Origin of the sequence: Streptomyces sp. NPDC006365, from assembly GCF_042870755.1 — a bacterium.
Lineage (GTDB): Bacteria > Actinomycetota > Actinomycetes > Streptomycetales > Streptomycetaceae > Streptomyces > Streptomyces xiangluensis.
The window spans coordinates 30,828-48,567 of sequence record NZ_JBIAHS010000001.1; the positions used below are offsets into that span (position 1 = coordinate 30,828).

18 protein-coding genes are annotated in these 17,740 nt (G+C 69.8%); 10 read left to right on the forward strand and 8 right to left on the reverse strand.

The window, feature by feature from the left end; genetic code table 11:
• The first annotated feature begins 55 nt into the window (after positions 1-55).
• Positions 56-700, forward strand: a complete 645-nt coding sequence (locus ACFYO0_RS00160) for an isochorismatase family protein (protein ID WP_388668125.1) — start codon at positions 56-58, stop codon at positions 698-700.
• On the opposite strand, the gene ACFYO0_RS00165 is transcribed toward ACFYO0_RS00160, so the two are convergent.
• Entirely contained in the window at positions 693-1,151 is a 459-nt protein-coding gene (locus ACFYO0_RS00165; protein ID WP_388668128.1) for a Rieske (2Fe-2S) protein, read from the reverse strand. The genes ACFYO0_RS00160 and ACFYO0_RS00165 overlap by 8 nt on opposite strands.
• A 95-nt stretch (positions 1,152-1,246) precedes the next feature.
• On the reverse strand, positions 1,247-3,367 hold the full coding sequence (locus tag ACFYO0_RS00170; RefSeq protein WP_388668131.1) for a prolyl oligopeptidase family serine peptidase: 2,121 nt from the start codon (positions 3,365-3,367) through the stop codon (positions 1,247-1,249).
• A gap of 356 nt (positions 3,368-3,723) precedes the next feature.
• Between ACFYO0_RS00170 and ACFYO0_RS00175 the strand changes: the two genes are divergently transcribed.
• From ACFYO0_RS00175 to ACFYO0_RS00200, 6 genes are all read left to right on the forward strand, one after another.
• Positions 3,724-4,491, forward strand: coding sequence for a HipA family kinase (locus ACFYO0_RS00175; RefSeq protein ID WP_388668134.1), 768 nt, complete (start codon positions 3,724-3,726; stop codon positions 4,489-4,491).
• Positions 4,488-4,880 (forward strand): DUF3037 domain-containing protein, encoded by a 393-nt coding sequence (locus ACFYO0_RS00180; RefSeq protein WP_388668137.1) that lies wholly within the window; start codon positions 4,488-4,490, stop codon positions 4,878-4,880. Before ACFYO0_RS00175 ends, ACFYO0_RS00180 begins: the two co-directional genes overlap by 4 nt.
• A 142-nt stretch (positions 4,881-5,022) precedes the next feature.
• Positions 5,023-5,784: a 3-oxoacyl-ACP reductase FabG gene (gene fabG, locus ACFYO0_RS00185; RefSeq protein ID WP_344390837.1), complete on the forward strand. Its 762-nt coding sequence runs from the start codon at positions 5,023-5,025 to the stop codon at positions 5,782-5,784.
• 17 nt (positions 5,785-5,801) lie between these two features.
• Positions 5,802-6,560 (forward strand): SDR family oxidoreductase, encoded by a 759-nt coding sequence (locus ACFYO0_RS00190; protein WP_388668140.1) that lies wholly within the window; start codon positions 5,802-5,804, stop codon positions 6,558-6,560.
• 202 nt (positions 6,561-6,762) lie between these two features.
• On the forward strand, positions 6,763-8,343 hold the full coding sequence (locus tag ACFYO0_RS00195) for an ABC transporter substrate-binding protein (protein ID WP_388668143.1): 1,581 nt from the start codon (positions 6,763-6,765) through the stop codon (positions 8,341-8,343).
• 132 nt (positions 8,344-8,475) lie between these two features.
• Positions 8,476-9,159 (forward strand): uracil-DNA glycosylase, encoded by a 684-nt coding sequence (locus ACFYO0_RS00200; protein ID WP_388668146.1) that lies wholly within the window; start codon positions 8,476-8,478, stop codon positions 9,157-9,159.
• A 604-nt stretch (positions 9,160-9,763) separates the two neighbouring features.
• Here the strand turns inward: ACFYO0_RS00200 and ACFYO0_RS00205 are convergent.
• The gene (locus tag ACFYO0_RS00205) at positions 9,764-10,276 is read right to left on the reverse strand and encodes a DinB family protein (RefSeq protein WP_388668149.1); all 513 of its coding nucleotides are present in this window, start codon (positions 10,274-10,276) and stop codon (positions 9,764-9,766) included.
• A gap of 61 nt (positions 10,277-10,337) precedes the next feature.
• The gene (locus tag ACFYO0_RS00210; RefSeq protein ID WP_388668152.1) at positions 10,338-10,928 is read right to left on the reverse strand and encodes a TetR/AcrR family transcriptional regulator; all 591 of its coding nucleotides are present in this window, start codon (positions 10,926-10,928) and stop codon (positions 10,338-10,340) included.
• 142 nt (positions 10,929-11,070) lie between these two features.
• Between ACFYO0_RS00210 and ACFYO0_RS00215 the strand changes: the two genes are divergently transcribed.
• A complete protein-coding gene (locus tag ACFYO0_RS00215) occupies positions 11,071-12,273 on the forward strand; it encodes an FAD-dependent oxidoreductase (RefSeq protein WP_388668155.1) in 1,203 nt (400 codons plus the stop codon).
• A gap of 29 nt (positions 12,274-12,302) precedes the next feature.
• Positions 12,303-13,208: a Gfo/Idh/MocA family protein gene (locus ACFYO0_RS00220; RefSeq protein ID WP_388668158.1), complete on the forward strand. Its 906-nt coding sequence runs from the start codon at positions 12,303-12,305 to the stop codon at positions 13,206-13,208.
• Here the strand turns inward: ACFYO0_RS00220 and lnt are convergent.
• Together lnt and ACFYO0_RS00230 are read right to left on the reverse strand one after the other, a co-directional pair.
• Positions 13,132-14,718 (reverse strand): apolipoprotein N-acyltransferase, encoded by a 1,587-nt coding sequence (lnt, locus tag ACFYO0_RS00225; RefSeq protein ID WP_388668161.1) that lies wholly within the window; start codon positions 14,716-14,718, stop codon positions 13,132-13,134. The two genes, ACFYO0_RS00220 and lnt, sit on opposite strands and share 77 nt — an antisense overlap.
• Before the next feature lie 109 nt (positions 14,719-14,827).
• On the reverse strand, positions 14,828-15,313 hold the full coding sequence (locus tag ACFYO0_RS00230; protein WP_388668164.1) for a nuclear transport factor 2 family protein: 486 nt from the start codon (positions 15,311-15,313) through the stop codon (positions 14,828-14,830).
• A gap of 169 nt (positions 15,314-15,482) precedes the next feature.
• Between ACFYO0_RS00230 and ACFYO0_RS00235 the strand changes: the two genes are divergently transcribed.
• Entirely contained in the window at positions 15,483-16,223 is a 741-nt protein-coding gene (locus ACFYO0_RS00235) for an SDR family NAD(P)-dependent oxidoreductase (protein WP_388668167.1), read from the forward strand.
• 189 nt (positions 16,224-16,412) lie between these two features.
• Here ACFYO0_RS00235 and ACFYO0_RS00240 read toward each other — a convergent pair whose 3' ends face one another.
• Positions 16,413-16,592 carry a hypothetical protein gene (locus tag ACFYO0_RS00240; protein WP_386343505.1) on the reverse strand — a complete coding sequence of 60 codons (180 nt, stop codon included), beginning with the start codon at positions 16,590-16,592 and terminating at the stop codon, positions 16,413-16,415.
• 94 nt (positions 16,593-16,686) lie between these two features.
• Positions 16,687-17,562, reverse strand: coding sequence for an undecaprenyl-diphosphate phosphatase (locus ACFYO0_RS00245; protein WP_388668170.1), 876 nt, complete (start codon positions 17,560-17,562; stop codon positions 16,687-16,689).
• Positions 17,563-17,740 lie beyond the last annotated feature (178 nt).

Sequence of the window (17,740 nt, forward strand, 5' to 3'; positions counted from 1 at the left end):
TCGCTACGCTCGCCCGCCACCGCGGCGCCAGCCGTCTTCCGCGACAGGGGGAGCCATGCCGTCGTACGAAGAGCTCAGAGAACTCCTCGACCCGGCGACCACTGTCCTGCTGACCGTCGAGTGCCAGAACGGTGTCGTCGGGCCGGAAAGCGCGCTGCCCGAACTTGCCGAGGAGGCGCGTGCCTCGGGCGTTCTGGCCCGGATCGCGCAGCTGGTCACGGGGGCGCACGAGAGTGGGGTGCAGGTGGTCCATGCGATTGCCGAGCGTCGGCCGGACGGACGTGGTGCCAGTCACAATGCCCGGCTGTTCCGCGCCGCGGAGCGGTTGCCGGTGCAGCAGTTGTCGGGGACGACGGCGGTGCGCGTCGCGGCGCCCATCGAGGTTGCGGACGAAGATCTCGTCGTACGCCGGCTGCACGGGCTGTCGCCGATCGCGGGCACCGATGTCGACCCGCTGCTGCGCAACCTGGGCTGCCGCGCACTGATCGTGACCGGCGTATCGGCCAACGTGGCCATACCCAACGCCGTGTTCGACGCCGTCAACCGCGGATACACCACCGTCGTGCCCAGGGACGCCATCGCGGGGGTGCCCTCCGACTACACCCCCGCGATGGTCCGCAGCACGCTCGCCCTGGTGGCCACGATCACCACCACGGACGAGGTGCTGGCCTGTTTCAAGCGTCCGCGGAGGATCACATGAGCATGATCGAGTCGCCGTCGACCATGACTTTCTCCTCGGTCAGCCCACTGGTCGCGGGCCCCTTCTTGACGCCGCCGTCCGTGACGCTGAACTGGCTGCCGTGGGCCGGACATGTGATGACGCCGTTGTCGACGCTGTTCACGCGCTGCTTCTGGTGCGGGCACACCGTCGAGTAGGCCTTGAACTCGCCGGCCGTCGGCTGCGTGACGACGACACCCTGGTCGGCGAAAACCTTGCCGCCGCCCTCGGGGATCTCGCTGGTCTTGGCCAGCGCCTCGCCGCCGCCGGCGCCGGCGGAGCTGGATGATTCGGACGAGCCGGATGAGCTGGACGGGCTGTCGTCGGAGCCTCCGCAGGCGGTCAACGCGGCGGTGGCACCGGCCGCGCCGAGTGCCGCAAGGAGGGTGCGGCGACAGATTGCCGGCGCAGGCTGAAGCGATTCGCTGGACATGTGGCGGTCCCTTCCACAGATGTACAGATGTGCTTAGGACCAACGCGGAGCGCGCTGATCCACATCAAGGTGTACGCGCACGTCACGAGGGTCGTTCACAGAGTGCTTGCGGTCTTGATGAAATCGAGATCGAGCCGGAGCAGCGTATCCATCACGCCTTCCTGTATGACCAAATGGGTCGAACCGGGCAGCGGCAGCACTGTGTGGGGACGGCCCGCCGCAAGCAGCGCCGCCGAGAAGCGCAGCAGGTGCGCGGGCGCCACGTTGTCGTCGGCCATTCCGTGGACGAGCATCAGGGGACGCGTGAGCTTGTGCGCGTGCGCCACCAGGGAGCAGCGCTCGTAGTTCTCCGGCTGGACGTCCGGGTGGCCGAGGAAGCGTTCCTTCCAGTGCGTGTCGTACAGGCGCAGATCGGTCGGTGCCGCGCCCGCGACGGCCGCGTGGAAGACATCGGGCCGGTGCAGTACGGCACCCGCCGCGAGGTAGCCGCCGAAGGACCAGCCGCGGATCGCCACGCTGCTCGTGTCCAGCTCCGGGAAGAGGTCCGCAGCCGCGCGCACCGCGTCCGCCTGGTCCTCGACCACGGGCGTCAGCTGGTCGCCGTGGATGGCCGTTTCCCATGCCCGGTCACGCCCTGGCGTACCCCGCCCGTCCACGGACAGCACGGCGAAGCCCTGCTCGGCGAACCACTGGTTCACCGCGTGCCACCAGGCCGTCGCCTTCACGACGGTCTGCCAGCCTGGCCCCGAGTACGAGTGCACGATCACGGGCAGGCGACGCGCCCCCGGTTCGTACGATTCCGGTTCGTACGATTCCGGCAGGTAGAGCGCCGCTCGAAGTTCCCGCTCGCCGAGCGTCAGGAAACGGGGCCGCGGCTCGGTCACGGGCCGCTCGGACAGCACCCGGATCCGCCCGGCCTGTTTGCCGTCCCGCAGCACCGTCACCGTCTGCCCGTCGAGCGTCCTGCTGTCCAGGACGACCGTGCCGCCTCCGACGGCGGCGCTGTGCACGCCCGGCTCGTCGGTCAGCCGGACGAACCCGCCGGCCGGGTCGTACGACCAGACGTGGAACTCGGTCGGCTCCTGACTGGCGACGAAGAAGATCCGTTCGCCGACCACGCCGAGCAGATCATGGACGTACATGTCCTCGGGCGTACGCACTCCGGTCGCCGGCATCCACAGTCCGCGGATCCCGTCCTGCGTGGTGAGGACGGGACCGGCGGCGGTGTGGGCCGGCGTTCCGGGGACGAACTCCAGCCAGGCAGCGTCGCGTTGATGGTGCAACATCCTGGCAGCACCGGTCGAGGCGTCGATGCGGAGCAGATACGCCGAGCGCTGGTCCCTGGTCTGCACGACGGCGAAGGGGCCGCCGTCGCCCCAGCCCGCTTCCACGACGTACTCGAAGGCCGCGTCCGTCCACTCGCCCACCGGATGCTCCTCGGCCTCCTTGGGAAGCCGCACCTCGACCCGGTCTCCGTCGAGCCCGGCCACATGCAGCGAGAGCTCCGCGTTGGCGGTGCCCGCGGCCGGATACGGGACAGCGCGCGGCGGGCGCGTGGGGTGCGCCGGGTCGCTGATGTACCAGCGCTGGACCGGGGAGGTGTCGGCGCGTACGACCAGCAGCGCCTCCCCGTCCGGGGACCACCAGAAGCTCCGCGTCCGGCCCAGCGACTCGGCGGAGACATGGTCGGAGAGCCCGTACGTCACCTCCGGGTGCTCCGGCCTGGCGAGCGCGCGGTCGGCCGTGCCGTCGCTGCGTACGACGCGGAGGGCGCCGCCACTCACGTACGCGATGCGGGTGCCGTCTGGGCTGGGGCGCGGGGCGACGACCGGGCCCGGCGTGGGGATCCTGCGCGGGGTGCTTCCGTCCGTGCGCACTGTCCAGAGGTCGCCGGAGAGGGCGAACACGATCAGGTGTACGGCCTCGTCGGTGGCGTACGAGACGATCCCGCCGGTTGTCTCGCGTGCCCGCTCCCGGCGGATCCGCTCGGCCTCCGGGACCTCGCCGCCGTCGCCGAGCCCGCGCGGGTCCGCGAGCAGGCGCTCCTCGCCGTCCTCGTACAGCCACAGGCAGCCGGTCGTGGAGCGACCGCTCGCGGTGCGCAGGAAGAGCACGCGGTCGCCGTCGGGGGAGACGGTGAAGGAGCGGGGGACGCCGAGCGAGAAGCGTTTCGTGCGCGCGAGTTGGAGAGGCAGGTCTTCGTGCGGGGTGGTCACAGTGATCCTTCCGACAGACGACAGCCGTTCCGGATCAGTGTCCCCGGTCGATCCACTTCTGGAGGTCGGCGGATCCGGCACCGAGGGTGGTGGGGGCGCCGTGGCCGGAGCTGTGGGGGCCTCCGTCTCTTCCGGAGGGGAGTCCGAAATTCTGGTGGCGGCCCTTGTGCCCTCGCCGTGGTCATCCTCACCATCTTCCTCGACCGCTTCGCCAGCGCCTCCGCCGCGCCCGGGCGCCGCCGTGGCCGGCTGCGTGCCGCGCCGTCGACTCGCGGACCAAGCACCTGACGCACCACCGAGGGCGCTGAGCGTCCCTCGTCGACCGCGGAGCGTCAGCACCCCAGTAACCTGGGACGATGCTCAAGGAAGTCAGCGCGACCCGCTACATCACGCCTCTGCGTGAGGGCGGTTCGCTGCCGGGGCTCGTCGAGGCCGATGATCTCGGAACGTACGTCATGAAGTTCACCGGTGCCGGGCAGGGGCGGAAGACCCTCGTCGCGGAGGTCGTCTGCGGTGAACTCGCCCGCCGCCTGGGTCTGCGCGTGCCGGGACTGGTCACGATCGGGCTCGATCCGGTCATCGGACTCGGTGAACCGGACGAGGAAGTACAGGAGTTGCTCAAGTCGAGCGGTGGGCTGAACCTCGGGATGGATTTTCTCTCACGCGCGATCGGCTTCGACGCCCTCGCGCACAGGGTGAGCCCCGAGGAAGCCGGGAAGATCGTCTGGTTCGACGCGCTGGTCAACAACGTGGACCGATCATGGCGTAACCCCAATTTGCTCGTGTGGCAGGGCGAACTGTGGCTCATCGACCACGGTGCCACGATGATCTGGCAGCACAACTGGCCCGGCGCACCCACCTCCGCGGTCCGGCCGTACGACGCCTCCGACCACGCGCTCGCGCCCTTCGACCCCGAAATCGCTTCCGCGGCCGCTCAGTTGGCGCCGCTCGTCACCGAGGAGCTGCTCGCCGAGGTGACCGCCGAGATCCCCGAGGCCTGGCTGACGGGCGAGCCGGGGTTCGACTCGGCTGACGCGCTCAGGCGCGCGTACGCGGAGCCGCTGCTGGCGCGCGCCGCCACGATTCACGAACGCATCGAGATCGGCGAGGTGGGGGAGAAGTGAGCGGGCGCGACGGCCGTGACGTCTACGAGTACGCGCTGCTGCGCGTGGTGCCGCGCGTCGAGCGGGGAGAGTGCTTCAACGCGGGCGTGCTGGTCTACTGCCGCGCGAAGTCGTACGTGGCGGCGCGCACGCATCTCGACGAGAGCAAGCTGCGGGCGCTCGACCCGGCGGCGGACGTGTCCGGAGTGCGCGCCGCGCTGCACGCCGTCGAGGGTGTCTGTGCCGGAGGCGCGGCGGCGGGGCAGGCCGCGCGCGACGACGCGGGCCGGCGCTTTCGCTGGCTGATCGCGCCCCGCTCGACCGTCGTCCAGCCGGGTCCCGTGCACACCGGTCTCACCGCGGATCCCGAGGCCGAGGTCGAGCGACTTCTCGACCTGCTGGTGAGGTGATGGATCACATGTGCGTGGTGTTTCGTTGACACCGGGTGTCAGGGCTTCTAGCGTCACTTCCGCTGAGGGGTACTAAGCGGTCGCTCACCAGAGGGGCGAACCGTGTGAGCAGCAGGCTTGTCAAAGGCGAGGAGAACCAGCAATGTCCACCACTGAGCAGCGGGTCGCCGTAGTAACCGGTGCCGCGCGCGGTATCGGCGCCGCGACCGCCGTACGCCTGGCCGCCGAGGGGCGTGCCGTCGCGGTGATCGATCTCGACGAGGCCGCGTGCAAGGACACCGTGGAGAAGATCACCTCCGCCGGCGGCAAGGCGATCGCCGTCGGCTGCGACGTCTCCGACGAGGCCCAGGTCGAGGCCGCCGTGACGCGGATCGCCGAGGAGCTCGGTGCGCCGACCATCCTCGTGAACAACGCGGGCGTGCTCCGCGACAACCTCCTCTTCAAGATGAGCGCGTCCGACTGGGACACGGTCATGAACGTGCACCTGCGCGGCGCCTTCCTGATGACGCGGGCCGTCCAGAAGTACATGGTGGACGCCAAGTTCGGCCGTGTCGTCAACCTCTCCTCGTCCTCGGCGCTCGGCAACCGCGGGCAGGTCAACTACTCCGCCGCCAAAGCCGGTCTGCAGGGCTTCACCAAGACGCTCGCGCACGAGCTCGGCAAGTTCGGGGTCACCGCGAACGCCGTCGCGCCCGGCTTCATCGTGACCGACATGACCGCCGCCACCGCCGAGCGCGTCGGCATGGGCTTCGAGGAGTTCCAGGCCGCGGCCGCCACCCAGATCCCCGTACAGCGTGTCGGCAGGCCGGACGACGTCGCGGGCGCGATCGCCTTCTTCACGGGCGACGACACCGGATTCGTCTCCGGACAGGTGCTGTACGTTGCCGGCGGACCGCTCAACTAGGGCCGGGGTAAAGAGACATGACCACTGTGGAGCTATCGGGAAAGGTCGCGCTCGTCACCGGCGCGAGCCGCGGTATCGGCTACGGCGTCGCCGAGGCGCTGGTCGCCCGCGGTGACCGGGTGTGTATCACCGGGCGCAACGAGGATGCGCTCAAGGAGGCCGTGGAGAAGCTCGGCGCCGACCGCGTCATCGGCGTCGCGGGCAAGGCCCACGACGAGGACCACCAGGCAGCTGCCGTCGAGCGCACCATGGAGGCGTTCGGCCGCGTCGACTTCCTGGTGAACAACGCGGGCACGAACCCGGTCTTCGGGCCGATCGCCGAGCTGGACCTCAATGTCGCGCGCAAGGTGTTCGAGACCAACGTCATCTCGGCGCTCGGGTTCGCCCAGCAGACGTGGAAGGCATGGCAGAGCGAGAACGGCGGTGCGATCGTCAACATCTCCTCTGTGGCCGGCGTCTCGGCCTCGCCCTTCATCGCCGCGTACGGCATCAGCAAAGCCGCCATGATCAACCTGACCGTCCAGCTGGCGCACGAGTTCGCGCCCAAGGTGCGCGTCAACGCGATCGCCCCGGCCGTGGTCAAGACCCAGTTCGCCAAGGCTCTGTACGAGGGCCGCGAGGAGGAAGCGGCCGCGGCCTACCCGCTCGGCCGGCTCGGCATGCCGTCGGACATCGGGGGCACCGCCGCGTTCCTCACCTCGGAGCAGTCGGACTGGATCACCGGGCAGACGCTCGTCGTCGACGGCGGGATCTTCCTCAACGCGGGGGTCGGCTGACGAAGGCGAAGGGCGCCCGGGCGGCCCGGCCGAAGCCGCTCGGGCGCCCACCGGTCAGGGTCGCGCACAGGAGTGACACCATTCGCACACCGTGCGGGCATACCTGCTGATCAAGCGCGCTGCCAGGGCGGCGCGCCAACCGGCCCGGCGCTGCGGTATCGTCTGGCCACCCTTGTGGTATGGCCGATCGAGGAGCGTGCGCGTGTTCAAGCGGGACAGGTACCTGCGTCAGCTGGGGGCGATCACGTCCATAGCCGTGGTCGCCGGATGCGGTGTCTTCTCCTCGGGTTCCTCCGACGACGGGAAGCCGATCGTCGTGGGGACGACCAGTCAGCCCAGCACCCTTGATCCGGCGGCCTCCTGGGACAGCTCCTGGGAGCTGTTCCGCAATGTCCACCAGACCCTGCTGAACTTCCCCGCCGGTGCGTCCAAGCCCGAGCCCGACGCCGCCGAGAGCTGCAAGTTCACCGACAGCTCCAGCTCGGTGTACAGCTGCACGTTGCGCGAGGGTCTGAAGTTCTCCGACGGACACGCGTTGGACGCGAAGGCCGTCAAGCACTCCATCGACCGGATCAAGAAGATCAACGTCAACGGTGGCCCCGCGGGTCTGCTGACGACCCTCTCCCGGACCGAGGTGAAGGGCGATCGCGAGATCGTCTTCCATCTGAACCAGCCCGACGCGACGTTCCCCTTCGTGCTCTCCACGCCCGCCATGGCGATCGTGGATCCCGAGGATTACCCCGCCGACAAGCTCCGCGAGGACGGCGACGTCATCGGCGCGGGGCCGTATCGCGTGGAGTCCTACGAGGACGGCAAGGAGGCCAAGCTCGTCAAGAACGAGAACTACAAGGGCATCGCTGACCTCAAGAACAACGCTGTCACCATCCGCTACTTCTCGGAGTCGTCCCAGGTGGTCGACGCTCTCAAGAAGAAGCAGATCGATGTCATCTACCGCGGTCTCGGCGCCACCGACGTCGTGGACATCCAGGAGAGCGGCGACGACACGGGACTCCAGCTCGTCGAGAACCCCACCACCGAGATCAGCTACCTGGTGTTCAACCCCAAGGACCCGTGGGCCAAGAAGCCCGCCGTCCGCAAGGCGATCGCCCAGGTCATCGATCGTCCGGCGCTCGTCCACAACATCTACAAGGACACCGTCGAGCCGCTGTACTCCATGATCCCCAAGGGCCTGGTCGGCCACACCACGGGCTTCTTCGACGACTTCGGCAAACCCAGCTCCGCCAAGGCCAAGCAGATCCTCGCGGATGATGGCATCACCGAGCGCGTCCCGATCACCCTCTGGTACACGACCGACCGCTACGGCTCGCAGACCAAGCCGGCCTTCGAGGAGCTGAAGCGGCAGCTGGAGGCCTCCAAGCTGTTCACCGTCAAGCTGAAGAGCCGCCCCTGGAAGACCTACGCGCCGGGCTACCAGAAGGGCGAGTACCCGGTGTTCGGGCGCGGCTGGAACCCGGACTTCCCCGACGCCGACAACTTCATCGCGCCCTTCGTGGGCAAGCAGAACGCGCTCGGTACCCCGTACGAGTCACCCGAGATCACGAACGAACTGATTCCCGAGTCCCGCCGCGAGAGCGACCGGGGCGCCGTGGGCGCCCAGTTCGAGAGGGCCCAGGCGATCCTCGTCGACGACGCGCGGCTGATTCCGCTGTGGCAGGGCAAGTCGTATGTGGCCGCGAACGAAGACATCGCCGGCGCCGAGAACTCCATCGACCCGGCGACGATGATGGCGATGTGGGAGCTGTACTGGAAGACCAGCTGGTAGCTCCGCCCTCGGGCCCGATTGTCAGTGGGCGCCTGTAGGTTCTGTGCTCTGAGGACGGCCGCGCCCAGCGCGGCCGTCCTGGCCGTACGCACACTGCGGCCGTGAAGTCAGCGCACAACGGAGGAAGTTCACGTGACCGACATCGCCATGCTGCCCGAGTCCTGGCGCGGCGTCCTGGGCGAAGAGCTGCAGAAGTCCTACTTCAAGGAGCTCACCGAGTTCGTCGAGGAGGAGCGCGGAAAGGGTTCCGTCCACCCTCCGCGCGAGGAGGTCTTCGCCGCGCTCGACGCGACGCCGTACGAGCGGGTGAAGGTACTGATCCTCGGCCAGGATCCGTACCACGGCGAGGGCCAGGGTCATGGCCTGTGCTTCTCCGTCCGGCCGGGTGTCAAGGTCCCGCCGTCGCTGCGCAACATCTACAAGGAGATGCACGAGGAGCTGGGCACCCCGATCCCGGACAACGGCTTTCTGATGCCATGGGCCGAGCAGGGCGTCCTGCTGCTCAACGCGGTGCTTACGGTGCGTGGCGGCGAGGCCAACTCGCACAAGGGCAAGGGCTGGGAGAAGTTCACGGACGCGGTGATCCGGGCGGTGGCCGCGCGCCCGGACCCGGCGGTCTTCGTGCTGTGGGGCAACTACGCCCAGAAGAAGCTGCCCCTGATCGATGAGGAACGGCACGCCGTGGTGAAGGGCGCGCACCCTTCGCCCCTGTCCGCCAAGAAGTTCTTCGGCTCGCGCCCGTTCACCCAGATCAATGAGGCGGTCGCCCGGCAGGGCCACACCCCGGTCGACTGGCGGATCCCGAACCTGGGCTGACGGGCTGACTGGCTGACCTCGGGGGCCGGGGCTCAACTCCCGTACGTCTCCTCGCAGATGGTCGCCTGTGGGCTGTCCGGCTGCCAGCCGCCGTACGTTCGGCCCAGGTCGCACACGCCCGGATTCGCCGGGCGCGGCCGGGGCGGGACGTGTGGGTCGCCGCGCCGCGCAGCAGGCAGTTCGCGGCTCTCGGGCTCAGCGGTCCTCGGCGGCTGCGTGGGGGTCCGGCGCGGGGCGGCCGTGGGAGGCGGTGGTGCTGCCGACCGAGGTGTTGCCGCCGACGGGGAAGGGCGGCTGGGCGGGCCGACGCGTTCCAGGGCCTCGTGGGCCGGGGCCTGCACGAGGTGCGGGTCTGACCTGACCTCGGGCCGTTGTACCGGGGGGCGGCTCGCAGGCGCCGGTACGCCGGGGGAGGGCGGGTGCTGGACGGTCACGCAGCCGGAGACGGCCGAGACGGCCACGGTGACCAGGAGCGTTGCGGTGGTCGTGGATCGGTGCACCCGCGCAACTCTGCTGTGTCCGGGCCCTCTTGGGGAGCCGCGAAGCGGGGGATGCCCCGCACGGGTGAACGGCTCGCGGGGGTGCCTCGGCCCGCACGGGTGCCTCAGTCGCCGATGGCCCCGTCGATGCGCTCACGGATCAGATCCGCGTGGCCGTTGTGGCGGGCGTACTCCTCGATCATGTGGGTGTAGATCCAGCGCAGGTTGAACCGCTGGCCGGTCCGCAGGTGCTTGCCCTCGGAGATGTCGTCGAGGCCGAAACGGGCCGCGTTGCGCCGGGCGCTCTCGATCTCGGCCTGCCAGGTGGCGTAGGCCTCCTCCCAGGTGTCCGTCTCGGAGAGGTGGAAGTCGCCGTCGCGGTCCTCCTCGGTGAAGTAGATCGGGCCGGCGTCCTCAGCTACGAGCACCCTGCGGAACCAGCTTCGCTCCACCTCCGCCATGTGCCGCACCAGCCCCATCAGGGTCAGCTCGGACGGTTCCGCGGAGGCGGTCCTGAGCTGGGCATCGGTGAGGCCTTCGCACTTCCATGCGAGGGTCTGCCGGTGGTAGTCCAGCCAGCCCTCCAGCATCGTGCGCTCGTCGGCGGTGGTGGCGGGCTCACGGCGTTCGGTCGTCATGTTCGCATCCTCGCCCGCCCGTTGACGCAGCGCCAGGGGATATCGCCGGGCCCCGCCCGGATCAGCCACCCAGCATCCCGGCCATCAGCTCCCGCAGCCCCTCCCGCACCTCGTCGAGGCTCGGCACCTCCGCGTGGTACGAGCCCGCCACGCAGGCGAACATCAGGCCGTCGGACCAGGCGACCAGCGACCGGACATGCCCCGCCGGTGACTGTGAACCCACCGCCGTCAGCATGGTGGTCAGGGTGTCCCGGAAGAGCCGCCCCTGTGCGTCGTAGAACGCGCGCAGCTCCGGGCGGCGCGTCGCCTCCAGGGCCAACTCGTAGCGAGCGAAGAGCAGTTCACGGTGGCGGGTGAGGGAGCGGTGCACCGCCAGGGCCAAGCCGTCGACGAGCGCGTCACGTCCGCCGCGGGGGTCCGGCATCTCATGCAGTGCCAGCACCTGCGCCTCGCGCTGCGCGAGCCTGCGCACCGCGGCCTCCAGCAACGCCACCCGCGTACGTGCGTAGTTCGATGTGGACCCCTGCGGCAGCCCGGCCGCCTCGTCGACCGCGCGGTGTGTGAGGCCGCGCATGCCGCGCGCGGCGAGGAGGTCGAGGGCGGTGTCGCTGATGAGTTCGGCGCGGGTCGGGCCGGTGCTGCGTACGGACATGAGGCCCAACCTACCGTCCGCACTACACCTGTAGTACGGTCGAGGTGTCCGGTCACTACAGACGTAGTTTCCGCACGAATCGCAGACATCAGGAAGCGCAAGAACCGTAGGTATCGCAGATCGCAGAACCGCAGGAGGAGACATGGCTCAGATACCCCGCGCGGTCGTCGTGGGCGGCGGCATCGGCGGCCTGACCGCGGCGGTGGCGCTGCACCGGCGCGGCTGGCGGGTCACCGTCCTGGAGCGGGCCCGTTCGCTCGAACCCGTCGGCGCCGGAATCTCCCTCGCCCCCAACTCCCTCCGCGCCCTCGACGTCATCGGACTCGGCGACGAGATCCGCGAACTCGCCGCCTGGCAGGGCGACGGAGGCCTGCGCACCCCGTCAGGCCGCTGGCTCATGCGCACCAGCGCGGCGGCCATGGGCGAACGATTCGGCGGGCCGCTCGTCGTGCTGCACCGGGCCGCACTCATCGACAAGCTGGCCGCACAACTCCCCGAAGGCGCCGTGCGCACAGCCGCTGCGGCGAGCCTCACCGATCCTGGCGATGTCGGCCGCCCGGCCCGCGTCGGCACATCCGACGGCGAGCTGGAGGCCGAGCTGGTCGTCGGCGCGGACGGCATCCACTCCGCCGTACGCCGCACGTTGTTCCCGGAGCACGGCGGACCGGTCTACTCCGGATTCACGACGTGGCGGGTCGTCGTTCCGGTGCCGGGCACCGCGTTCGCCTCGCACGAGACCTGGGGCCGTGGCCGTATCTGGGGCACGCATCCGCTCAAGGACGGCAGGGTCTACGCGTACGCCGCCGCCATGGCCCCGGCCGGCGGACGGGCACCCGACGACGAGCACGCCGAACTGGTCCGGCTCTTCGGCGACTGGCACGAACCGATCCCCGCCGTCATCGCCGCGGCACGCCCGGAGGACGTCCTGCGCCACGACGTCCACCACATCGCCGAGCCGCTGCCCGCCTTCCACCGTGGCCGGGTCGCCCTGCTCGGCGACGCCGCGCACGCCATGCCGCCGACGCTGGGACAGGGCGGGAACCAGGCGATCGAGGACGCCGTCGTACTCGCCGACCGCAGCGCCCCCGAAGGGCCCGACCTCGCCGCTTACACGGCGGACCGCAAGCCGCGCACCACCGCCATCGCCCGCAAGGCCGTCGGCGTCGCCCGCCTCAACATGATGCGCAGCCGCCCCGGCATCGTCCTGCGCAATGCCACGGTAGCGGTGGTCTCCAAGGCCGGACCGGGCCTCTTCCTGCGGAGCTTCGACTCAATCGCCGACTGGCGGCCACCACGGCCGCCGTATGCTTCGGACGGGGCACACACCCGTGAGACACCCGCATAGGCGCCCCTGAGGACCCTGAGGAGACCCCTGTGAAGGTCGGCTGCATCGGACTCGGCGACATCGCGCTGAAGGCGTATCTGCCGGTGCTCACCACTCAGCCGGGCCTCGAACTGCATCTGCACACGCAGACGCCCGCAACCCTCACCAGGGTCGCCGACAGCCTCCACATCCCGGCCGAGCGTCGCCACACCGACCTCTCGGACCTGCTCGCCCAGGACCTCGACGCGGCGTTCGTACACGCGCCCACGCTCGCGCATCCCGAGATCGTGGGACGACTGCTTCAGGCCGGTGTCGCGACGTATGTCGACAAGCCGATCGCGTACGAACTCGCCGACAGCGAGCGCCTGGTGCGGCTCGCGGAGGATCGGAACACCAGCCTGGCCGTCGGCTTCAACCGGCGCTACGCACCCGGGTACGCCCAGTGCGCCGACCACCCGCGCGAGCTGATCCTGATGCAGAAGAACCGCGTCGGTCTGCCGGAGCATCCCCGCACGATGATCCTCGACGACTTCATCCATGTCGTGGACACGTTGCGGTTCCTGGTGCCGGGCCCGGTCGACGACGTGACCGTGCGGGCCCGGGTCGAGGCCGGGCTGTTGCACCACGTGGTGCTGGTGCTCGCGGGGGAGGGGTTCACCGCGCTCGGTGTGATGAACCGGCTCAGCGGTTCGAACGAGGAGATACTCGAGGTGTCGGGTCAGGACACCAAGCGGCAGGTCGTGAACCTCGCCGAGGTCATCGACCACAAGGGCCAGCCGACCGTGCGGCGGCGTGGCGACTGGGTGCCGGTGGCCCGCCAGCGCGGTATCGAGCAGGCTGTGCTCGCCTTTCTGGACGCCGTACGGGCGGGGAAGATGCTCAGTGCCCGGGATGCGTTGGCGACCCATGAGCTGTGCGAGCGGGTGGTACGTGCGGTTCAGGAGCGGCCCGCCTGATCCGCAGCGACCGTATGCCCTGCGTGGCGCCGAGGGTCGCGAGGATCAGCAACGCCGCGTACACCGGCCACTCGCCGAGGCGTGCGTACGGCGTGACACCGCCGGCCAGAGGTACTTCGTACACCTCCCAGGCACTCGAGCTCGTGCCGAGCCAGTCGCCGACCCGCTCACCGCTCGGGCCGTAGACGGCGGAGGCGCCGGTGAGGGTCGAGTGCACCATCGGCCGGCCCGTCTCGGCGGCCCGCAGCGCCGCCAGCGACGCGTGCTGCTCCGGCGCCCAGCTGTTCTGGAACGTCGAGGTCGACGACTGCGCCAGCAGCACGTCGGCGCCGTTCCGCGCGAGATTGCGGCTCATGTCGGGGAACGCCGACTCGAAGCACACCATCGGGCCCACCCGCAGCCCGTCGCCGACGCTCATCACCACCTGCTCCGTCCCACGCCTGCGATCCTCGCCCGCGGCCTTGCCGACGGAGGTGGCCCAGCCGAGAACGGAACGGAACGGGACGTACTCACCGAAGGGGACCAGTCGCATCTTGTCGTAGCGGTCGCCGGTCGGACCCTCGGGACCGACGACCACCGAGCTCTTGTAGATGCCGGGTTGGTCGGAGCGGCGCGCGTCCACGTTCACGACGATGTCGCTGCCGACCTCGCGGGAGAGCGCGGCGATCCGGTTCGCGAGGTCGGGCCGGTCGGCGAGGTCGAAGCCGACGCTGCTCTCGCCCCAGACGACGAGATCCACACCCTGCCCGGCCAGCTGCCGGGTGAGCGCCTCCTCACGCGCGAACCGCTTCTCGGCGCCGCCGACGCCGTGGATCGGTCCGGGCTGCACCAGGGCGATCCGCACCTGGCCGTCGGCGTCGGGGCGTGGCGACCACACCCAGGCGGCCGAGGTGGCAACGGCCGTCGCCACCAGTGCGGCGAGGGCCGGGAGGCGTGACCGGCGTATCGCGATGAGGACGGCCACCGCGACATTCATGGCGACGATCAGGAAGCTGAGCAGCCACACCCCGCCGACCGAGGCGAGCCGCAGTGCCGGCTCCACCTCCCACTGGCTCGAGCCGAGCATGCCCCACGGCCCGCCCAAGCCCTCCCAGGAGCGCACGAGTTCGGCCATCAGCCAGCCCGACGGCAGCACGAACAGCGCGGCAACGACCTTGCCGGGGGAGGGCAATCCCCCCAGGAACCGGCGGACCAGCCAGCCCCAAGGGGCCCACAGGGCGCCGAGCAGGGCGGCTATGACAAACGTGAAGACATGCAGACTCGGCAGCAGCCAGTGGTGCACGGCCAGCATGAAACCGAACCCGCCCAGCCAGCCGTCGTACGCCGCCCGCCGCGCCGTCGGTGCCGAGCGCGCGAGCAGCATCCACGGCACCAGCGCGACATACGCGAACCACCACAGGGACGGCTGCGGGAAGCTCAGCATGGGCAGTGCCCCGGCGAATGCGGCAGCGGCACCGCGCCACCGGGGGGACTCCAGGCGCCGGCGCCAGTCAGTGGCGGACAGTTGCATGCAGCGCCTCCCTCGGCCCCCCGACGCCCGGTGCGTACCTCTGTTGCCTACCTCTGTTGCCTACCTCCAGTGTGCGCGACGGGGACGATCTCCGTAAGGGCGTATCCGATCAGGTCGCCGCGGGCTGAGGACTGCTCTGCGGGGCCCGGCGCCACTTCTCGTTGACGACCACCGCGCGCAGCCGCCAGCCACTGTCCGTACGCAGCAGCGCGAAGTCGTAACGGCCGCCGCACACGAAGTCCGGCGCCGTGGATCCGCCGTCGTGACCGGCGAACCGCATCGGGTTCACATAGTCCGCCCGCACCTGGGCCGTGTCACCGATGTCATGCTCCAGCGGCCCGAACCGCACCTGGCGGTTGACGATCAGATGCTGCCGCATCGGGAACAGTTCCATCGTCTGCGCCAGCCACCCGGAGACTTGCCCGGCATCCCCCTCAATACCGCCCGCCGACCGATAGTCCGCCCGCCCGTCCGAGGTGAACAGGCCCCGGTACGCCTCCCAGTCCCCGTCGTCGACCGCCACCGCGTACTCGGTGATCAGTCCGTCGACCGCGAGTCGGTCCATCACCGTCGCCAGTTCCACACGCTGCGTCATCGGCTCAGTGTTGGCCACGGGGCGGGCCGAGCCAAGGGGTGTGCCCCGATATTCACCGGCCGTGTGCCGTCCGTACGGTCGAACCGGTGCGCACGGACCCCGTGGACTGACGTACCGGCGGACCTGCGATGGTTGGCAGTGCGCACACATGGATCATGAGGGAGCCCAGATGTCTCGTCCCGTCACGGTCGTCACAGGCGGCAGCCGCGGAATCGGCGCCGCAACCTGTCTGCGGCTGGCGGCGGACGGACACGACCTGGTGGTGGGGTACGCGCACGACGACGCTGCTGCCGAGCGCACCGCAACCGCCGTACGCGAGACGGGCGCGCGCTGCGTCACCGTACGCGTCGACGTCTCCGACGAGAGAGGCGTAGAAGGGCTCTTCGACACGGCGGCGGAGCGGCTGGGCCCGGTGACGGGCCTGGTGAACAACGCAGGGGTGACCGGCAGGCTCGGACGCCTCACCGACACGAACACCGCGGACCTGCGCCGCGTCATGGAGGTCAACCTCCTCGGCACGCTGCTCTGTTCACGCCGGGCCGCCCGGGACATGGTGCCCCGTGGCACCGGTGCCATAGTCAACGTCTCGTCGGGGGCGGCCACACTCGGCAGCCCCGGAGAGTACGTCCACTACGCGGCAACCAAGGCGGCGATCGACACCCTGACCATGGGCCTCTCGAAGGAACTGGGCCCGGACGGCATCCGAGTCAACGGGGTGGCGCCGGGCCTGGTGGACACCGACATGCACGCCGCCATGGGCGACCCGGACCGTCCGTCCCGCCTGATCCCGACGATTCCCCTGCGCCGAGCCGGCGCCCCCGAGGAGATCGCCGCGGCCATTGCGTGGCTCCTGTCCCCGGAGGCGTCGTACGCGACGGGGACGGTGCTACGGGTGGCGGGGGGTCGCTGAACGCGGGCTGCGCCCGTTAAGCGGCGCAGCCGCTTTTCAGGGGCGCGGGGCTGTGACAAATGCGGCTCCGCCGCGATGGGGGTCCCCCCGCTCGAGTGAGGCAGAGAGTGGGGAGTGAGAAGTCACAACGGACCCGCAGCCGTAGCACTCCGCAGCCCCCGGGCCTTCCGAACTGCGAAACCAGCGGAGCTAAGCCGCTTCGATGACCTCACCGCGAACCGCGGCGGCCCACTGCACCACCAGCAGCTCATACTCCGCCCGCTCCTGAGGCGACAAAGAGCCGCCCGAACGTATCCATAAGGCGCGGATCTGCTCATTCAGCGCGGCAGCGGACCGCACGGAACCAGGGGTCACGGAATTGGGGGACATGCGCACAAGCGTAGGCCCATGGGCTGACAGCCCGCTACCAAACGACTACCCAAGACGTATGTGGTTGGTCACGATGACAGTCGACCGGCGACTGTCAGCCCGCAGACTCCGCCGCATGCGGGCTCAGGGCGCCCGTGCTGACCAGCACGATGATCACGATGCCGAGCAGGACGCGGTAGTAGACGAAGGGCATGAAGGACTTGGTCGAGATGAACTTCATGAACCAGGCGATGACCACGTAACCCACGAAGAAGGCAACAATCGTCGCGAAAATCGTCGGCCCCCACGACACATGCCCGCCCTCGCTCGCGTCCTTCAGCTCGAAGAGGCCGGAGGCGAGCACCGCCGGGATGGCGAGCAGGAAGGAGTAGCGGGCCGCTGCCTCGCGGCTGTAGCTCATGAACAGGCCGCCGCTGATGGTGGCGCCCGAGCGGGAGACGCCGGGGATGAGAGCCATCGCCTGACAGACGCCGTAGACGAGGCCGTCCCTGACGGTCAGCTCCTGGAGCGACTTGCGCTCCTTCGGTACCCGGTGCTTGCCACCGGCCTCCTCGCGCGCGGCGAGACGGTCCGCGACACCGAGGACGATGCCCATCACGATCAGTGTTGTCGCGGTGATCCGCAGATCACGGAACGGTCCCTCGATCTGGTCCTTGAGCGTGACGCCCAGCACGCCGATCGGAATCGAGCCGATGATCACCAGCCAGCCCATTCGCGCGTCGTGGTCCTGCCGCATCGCCTTGTCGACCAGCGAACGGGACCACGCCGAGATGATCCGCGCGATGTCCTTGCGGAAGTAGATCAGCACCGCGGTCTCCGTGCCGATCTGGGTGATCGCGGTGAATGCCGCCCCCGGGTCGTCCCAGCTCGCGAACGCCGCGGTCAGCCGCAGATGTGCGCTGGAGGAGATGGGCAGGAACTCGGTCAGCCCCTGGACGAGTCCGAGGATGAGGGATTCAAACCAAGACATGAAGTTACGTGATCCAAGTGCCGAGGGCGGGTGCGGAGCGAATAAGCGGACGTACGCGTCGTGTTGCCGTATGAGGTGATCAGACGCGACCGGGGCAGCGTAGCGTCCCGCGACGGAAGGGCGGGCGGCCGGGCCCTGCCCAGCGCGCACCGGCGCACGCCCCGCGCGGCGCACAGCG